This is a genomic window from Trebonia sp., from assembly GCF_049794275.1.
Classification (GTDB): Bacteria; Actinomycetota; Actinomycetes; order Streptosporangiales; family Streptosporangiaceae; genus Trebonia.
On the sequence record NZ_JBARCR010001109.1, the window covers coordinates 1 to 6780 of the forward strand.

Below are 6780 nucleotides of genomic sequence, written 5' to 3' on the forward strand. Positions count from 1 at the left end.
GCCCGCGCGCGGTTACGCCAGCCACGGCGAGTCCTGGTCGCTGGCGCTCGCGCTGCGGCTGGCCAGCTTCGACCTGCTGCGGGCCGGCCGCGAGGACCCGGTGCTCATCCTGGACGACGTGTTCGCCGAGCTCGACGCTGGCCGCCGCGACCGGCTCGCCGCCCTGGTCGCGGAGGCGGAACAGGTCCTCGTCACCGCCGCTGTCCCCGCTGACGTCCCGCCGCTGCTGACCGGCATCCGGTTCACGCTGTCCGGCGGTGAGCTGACCCGTGCCTCCTGACCCCGAGCGCATCCGGCTGGCCACGGAGGCCCTGGCAAGGGCAAGAGCGGACGCGTGGGCAAGAGGTGACCGGCCCCAGCCCACCGCGGGTACGCACCAGTCCTCTTCAGCTGATCCAGAACGTACGCGGCCGGCTCCAGACACCCCATTTTCACCCTCCTGGTCGGCCCGCCCCAGACGCGAAGACCCCGAACTCCTCAACTCGGCCCTAGGCGACCTGCTCTCGGCACGAGGCTGGCAAGCCCGCGCAGCAATAGGCACAGTCTTCGGCACGTGGCCCCAGATAGTCGGCCCCCAGGTAGCCGCCCACACCACCCCAGAGTCCTTCAACAACGGCGAACTAACCGTCACAGCCGACTCCGACACATGGGCCACTCAGCTCCGCCTGCTGGCCCCCAAAGTCCTCCAGCGCCTAGCGGAGGAACTGGGCGCAGGCACAGTCCACCACCTGCGAGTTCGCGGCCCGTCAACCAAGAAACGCGGGAATGTCAGACCCCGCTGAGACGCTATACATAGCAGACTTCTAGCGACGCCGGGCGCCGCCCACTCCCTTAGAGCCAGGCGCAAGCAGCCCGAGGCCGGCTTTCAACCCCACAAGCCCTGCGACACCACGCCGCAAGCCCCGCGACGTCGCCCCAGAAGCCCGTAAACGAAGGTAAAATAGCAAGGTAGTCACGCGGATAAAGACGCCGGTGGTTGCGGCCGCGCGACCGCAGCGCGGTGCCGGGCGGGGGCCACGCGCTACCTGACGCAGGATGGAGTTTCTTTTGTCGTACGATGCGCGGTCGATCACGGTACTTGAGGGCCTTGAGGCGGTCCGCAAGCGTCCCGGCATGTACATCGGCTCAACGGGCGAGCGGGGACTCCATCACCTGGTCTATGAGGTGGTGGACAACTCGGTCGACGAGGCCCTGGCCGGCTACGCCACCGACATCCAGGTGACGCTGCTTGCCGACGGCGGCGTCCGGGTGAATGACGACGGGCGCGGCATCCCGGTGGACGAGCACCCGGTCGAGCACCGCCCGGCGGTCGAGGTCGTGCTGACCACGCTGCACGCGGGCGGGAAGTTCGGCGGGGATTCCTACGCGGTCTCCGGCGGCCTACACGGCGTCGGCGTGTCGGTGGTGAACGCGCTGGCCGTCAGGCTCGAGGTGGAGATCCGCAGGGACGGCTACGTCTGGTCGCAGACCTACGAGCGCGGCGCCCCGGTGACGGACCTCGTTCGCGGCGAGGCGACGGACGAGACGGGCACCCTGACGACGTTCTGGCCAGACCCGTTGATCTTCGAGACCACAGAGTGGGACTTCGAGACGCTGTCCCGGCGGCTGCAGGAGACGGCGTTCCTCAACAGGGGCCTGCGGATCTCGCTGACCGACGAGCGGCCCCAGGCCATTTCCGAGGACGACGAGGACGCCGACCCGGCCGCCTCCAGGTCGCTGGTGGGCAAGGCGCGCACCGTGGTCTACGAGTACCCGGGCGGCATCGCCGACTTCGTGCGCTACCTGAACGCCTCCAAGGAGCCGGTGCACAGCTCGGTCATCGAGTTCGGTGACGAGACCGACGGGATGTCGCTCGAGGTCGCGATGCAGTGGAACGCGTCCTACACCGAGTCGGTGCACACGTTCGCGAACGTAATCAACACCGCTGAGGGCGGCACGCACGAGGAGGGCTTCCGCGCCGCGCTGACCTCAGTGGTGAACAGGTACGCGCGTGACCAGAAGCTGCTGAAGGAGAAGGAACCGAACCTCACGGGCGAGGACGTCCGCGAGGGGCTGACCGCGATCGTCTCGATCAAGCTCGCCGAGCCGCAGTTCGAGGGCCAGACTAAGACCAAGCTCGGCAACACCGCGGCCAAGTCGTTCGTGCAGACGGTGACCAACGACCACCTGCGCGACTGGTTCGACCGCAACCCAGGCGAAGCCAAGGACATCATCAACAAGGCCAGCCAGGCGGCGCGGGCGCGGATCGCCGCGCGCCAGGCGCGTGACCTGACCCGCCGCAAGTCGCTGCTCGAGACATCGTCACTGCCAGGCAAGCTGGCCGACTGCCAGTCCACCGATCCGGCGCGGTCCGAGATCTACGTGGTCGAGGGAGACTCCGCGGGCGGTTCCGCCAAGGGCGGCAGGGATCCGCAGTTCCAGGCGATCCTGCCGATCCGCGGCAAGATCATCAACGTCGAGAAGGCGCGCATCGACCGGGTGCTGAAGAACAACGAGGTCCAGTCGCTGATTACCGCGCTCGGCGCGGGCATCCACGACGAGTTCGACATCACCAAGCTCCGCTACCACAAGGTCATCCTGATGGCGGACGCGGACGTGGACGGCCTGCACATCAGGACGCTGCTGCTCACGCTGCTCTTCCGGTTCATGAAGCCGGTCATCGAGGCTGGCCACGTGTACCTGGCGCAGCCGCCGCTCTACAAGATCAAGTGGGAGGGCCGCGGTGTCCAGCCCGGCTACGCGTTCAGCGACGCGGAGCGTGACCGGATCATCGAGGCGGGCATCGCGGAAGGGCGCAAGGACCCGCGGCCGCGGGACGGCGTGCAGCGGTTCAAGGGCCTCGGCGAGATGAACGCAGAGGAGCTGTGGGAGACCACGATGAACCCGGCCGAACGGGTGCTGCTCCAGGTGACGCTGGACGACGCGGCGCAGGCGGACGAGATGTTCAGCGTGCTGATGGGCGAGGACGTGGAGTCGCGCCGGTCCTTCATCACCCGCAACGCAAGGGACGTCCGTTTCCTGGACATCTAAGGCCGCACACACCCACGCGGTAATCGGGCGGTCCCGGAGATACCACGGGCCCGTTCGGAATGATTGGTTTTTGAACGAGAGGTTTCCAAGTGACCGAGGTCATCGGAGAGAGCGGGCACGACCGCACCGAGCCGGTCGACATCCAGGTCGAGATGCAGCGCAGCTACATCGACTATGCGATGTCGGTCATCGTGGGGCGGGCGCTGCCGGACGTGCGCGACGGGCTCAAGCCCGTGCACACCCGCATTCTCTACGCGATGTTCGACGGCGGATACCGGCCCGAACGCGGGTACTTCAAGTGCTCGCGGGTGATCGGCGACGTGATGGGCAACTACCACCCGCACGGCGACGGCGCGATCTACGACGCGCTGGTGCGGATGGCCCAGCCGTGGTCGATGCGGATGCCGCTCGTCGACGGGCAGGGCAACTTCGGCTCCCCTGGCAACGACCCGCCCGCCGCCATGCGGTACACCGAATGCCGCCTGGCCCCGCTGGCGATGGAGATGCTGCGGGACATCAACGAGGAGACCGTCGACTTCCGGCCGAACTACGACGGCCGGTCCGCCGAGCCCGTCGTGCTGCCGTCGCGGTTCCCGAACCTGCTGGTGAACGGCTCAGAAGGCATCGCCGTCGGCATGGCCACCAAGATCCCGCCGCACAACCTGCGGGAAGTGGCCGCCGGGGTGCACTGGTACCTGGAGAACTTCGAGCGGTTCGAGATGCCGGCGCCGGGTGCCGCCGGCGCCGAGGAGGTCACGGACGAACGCCGCCGCGAGGTGGCGGCCGAGCTGCTCGACGGGCTGATGGAGCGCATCCCCGGCCCTGACTTCCCGACCCGCGGACTGATCGTCGGGCGGCGGGGCATCAGGGAGGCCTACCGCACCGGGCGCGGCTCGATCATGATGCGCGCGGTCGTGGAGGTCGAGGAGATCCAGGGGCGGACCTGCCTGGTCGTCAAGGAGCTGCCGTTCCAGGTCAACCCGGACAACCTGGCGACCAAGATCGCCGAGCTGGTGAAGGACGGCAGGCTGTCCGGCATCGCCGACGTGCGCGACGAGACCAGCGGGCGGACCGGCCAGCGGCTGGTGATCGTGCTCAAGCGGGACGCGATCGCCAAGGTCGTGCTGAACAACCTGTACAAGCACACGCAGCTGCAGGACACGTTCGGCGTGAACATGCTGGCCCTGGTCGACGGGGTGCCGCGCACCTTGCGGCTCGACCAGGTGATCAGGTACTGGGTGGCGCACCAGATCGACGTCATCCAGCGCCGCACCAGGTTCCGCCTGCGGAAGGCGCAAGAGCGGCTGCACATCGTCGCCGCGCTGCTCGCGGCGATTGACGCCATCGACGAGGTCATCGCACTGATCCGTGCCTCGGAATCCGCGGCCGCCGCGCAGACCGGCCTGATGGGGCTGCTGGAGATCGACGAGATCCAGGCGCGGGCGATCCTCGACATGCAGCTGCGCAAGCTGGCCGCCCTGGAGCGGCGGGAGCTCATGGAAGAGCGGGACGACCTCGAGGCGAAGATCGCCGACTTCGAGTCGATCCTGGCCTCGCCGTCGCGGCAGCGCGAGATCATCGGCACCGAGCTCGGCGACATCGTGTCGAAGTACGGCAATGTGCGCCGCACCGAGATCATCGCCTACGACGGCGAGGTGGCCGACGAGGACCTGATCGCCGAGTCCGACATCGTGGTGACGATCACGCGCGGCGGGTACGCCAAGCGGACGAACACCGACCAGTACCGGGCGCAGCGGCGCGGTGGCAAGGGCGTCCGGGGTGCCGCGTTGCGGGCCGACGACATCGTGGATCACTTCTTCGTCACCTCAACGCACCACTGGATCCTGTTCTTCACGAACAAGGGCCGGGTCTACCGGGCAAAGGGATACGAGCTGCCCGAAACCGGCCGGGACGCGCGCGGGCAGCACGTGGCGAACCTGCTGGCCTTCCAGCCGGACGAGCGGATCGCCGAGGTGCTGGCACTTCGGGACTATTCGGTGGCGCCGTACCTGGTGCTCGCCACCAAGTCCGGCATGGTGAAGAAGTCGCGGCTCGGCGAGTACGACTCCGTGCGCACCGGCGGGCTGATCGCGATCAACCTGCGCGATGACGACGAGGTGATCGGCGCCTCGCTGGTGTCGCCCGACGAGGACCTGCTGCTGGTGAGCAAGGGCGCGCAGGCGATCAGGTTCAACGCCTCGGACGATCAGCTCCGGCCGATGGGCCGGGCGACCTCCGGCGTGATCGGCATGCGGTTCAACAACGGCGACGAACTGCTCGGCATGTACGTCATACGAGACGGCGAAGACGTGCTGGTGGCAACAGAAAACGGGTACGCCAAGCGGACGCCCGCCGACCAGTACCCCCTCAGAAACCGGGGCGGGTACGGCGTCATCACGGCCCAGATCACGGAGGGCCGCGGCGTCCTGGTGGGCGCGCTGCTTGTCGGTCCGGACGACGAAGTGTTCGCGATCACGTCCGCAGGCGGTGTCATCAGGACCAGGGCCAGCGAGGTGCGCCAGTCCGGACGGGTGACGATGGGCGTCCGGCTGATGAACCTGGCGTCGGGGGACAGCGTCGTCGCGCTCGCGCGGAACGCGGAATCCGCCGAAGCTGATGCGGTGGAGGACGTTGAGGCGGGGGAGAACCCGGGTAACGAAATTGTGGATGAGAGCAACGATCTGGGGGACGACGGCGTCTGAAGGTAGGTAGACCGAGCAAAAGTACGCATGCGGGGATTCCTCTGGATCTCGTTCAGAGGGCTTGACAAGACCGGCAAGTTGGCCGTAGTCGGATAGTCTCTGCTGAAGGTACAACGGGGAACCACCAGTTTGGGCACCGAGGAGGACGGCGTGGACGAGGCGGGACGAGCCCCAGAACCGCCCCTGATCGTGGCGCCGCCAGGTCTAGATATAGACCCGGAGGTCAAGGTCCCAGACGCGGTCACCGAGAATGAGGTCATGTCTGAAGACGCCATCACTTCGAACGGCGCCTCGTCGCACCACAACGGCGGTGCGGCCGATGACTCGTCCAGGCGTGTTCCGTTCCCCGCGGATGAGATCGGCAAGAAGAAGGGTCCGGCGCACCTGGTGACTGAATCCGACGCTGGTAGTAACGGGTCCGTGGCGGAGCCGAAGGACAGCGACGGCCATTCTGACGGCCTCGTCTCCACGGCCAGTGGCGTGCTCGACAGCGGCCGCCAGGCGGTTAAGCAGGCCATGGCGGCAACCACCAACTGGTTCAGCCCGTCGGCGAAGAGCGACGCTTCTGATTCAGACCAGGCGGGGACCACCGGGTCGTCCTCTCCGAGGCATGCATCGCCCGCGGTGCCGGGCGGTTCGATCATGGCGCCGCCGCCGCCGAGTTCCGGCTCCGGCGCCCCGGGTCCTTCGGTCTTCTCGGCCGGCGAGCGCCGGCCCACCTTCACCGCGTCGTCTACCGCCACATCGTCTGGCACCGCATCGTCCACGGCGCCGTCGTCTCGGGATTCTCGGGATACGGCCACGTCGCCTGCGTCTGCCGCCCCGCCCGCGCCGTCCACGTCCTCCCCGCAGACGGGTCCCGGGGGTGCGTCTTCGCTGTGGCGGGAGGTGCGTCCGCCTTCGGGGCCGTCGCCCGCGCCGGCCTCATTCAGTGCCGCGGCGACAGGCACCCGCCCGGCCGGACCAGGCACTCCGCCGTCCACGCCGGGTGTAGGCCCGTCCGGCCCCGGCCTCGGCCCGGGTCCGGGTACGCCGCGGCCGTCCGGGC

Annotated in this window: 3 protein-coding genes and 2 pseudogenes; all 5 read left to right on the forward strand. The window is 68.2% G+C overall.

Annotated features, from left to right (window positions below):
• Window positions 1-280, forward strand: a pseudogene (locus WA805_RS27575) (DNA replication/repair protein RecF); the annotation flags it as partial.
• Window positions 270-782, forward strand: coding sequence for a DUF721 domain-containing protein (locus tag WA805_RS27580; RefSeq protein ID WP_424559922.1), 513 nt, complete (start codon window positions 270-272; stop codon window positions 780-782). The pseudogene WA805_RS27575 and the gene WA805_RS27580, both read left to right, overlap by 11 nt.
• A 265-nt stretch (window positions 783-1047) precedes the next feature.
• Complete coding sequence (gyrB, locus tag WA805_RS27585) at window positions 1048-3030, forward strand: DNA topoisomerase (ATP-hydrolyzing) subunit B (RefSeq protein ID WP_425243794.1); 1983 nt, start codon at window positions 1048-1050, stop codon at window positions 3028-3030.
• A gap of 89 nt (window positions 3031-3119) precedes the next feature.
• Complete coding sequence (gene gyrA, locus WA805_RS27590; protein WP_422281742.1) at window positions 3120-5732, forward strand: DNA gyrase subunit A; 2613 nt, start codon at window positions 3120-3122, stop codon at window positions 5730-5732.
• Window positions 5733-5882: 150 nt separating this feature from the next.
• Window positions 5883-6780: pseudogene (locus WA805_RS27595) on the forward strand (hypothetical protein); the annotation flags it as partial.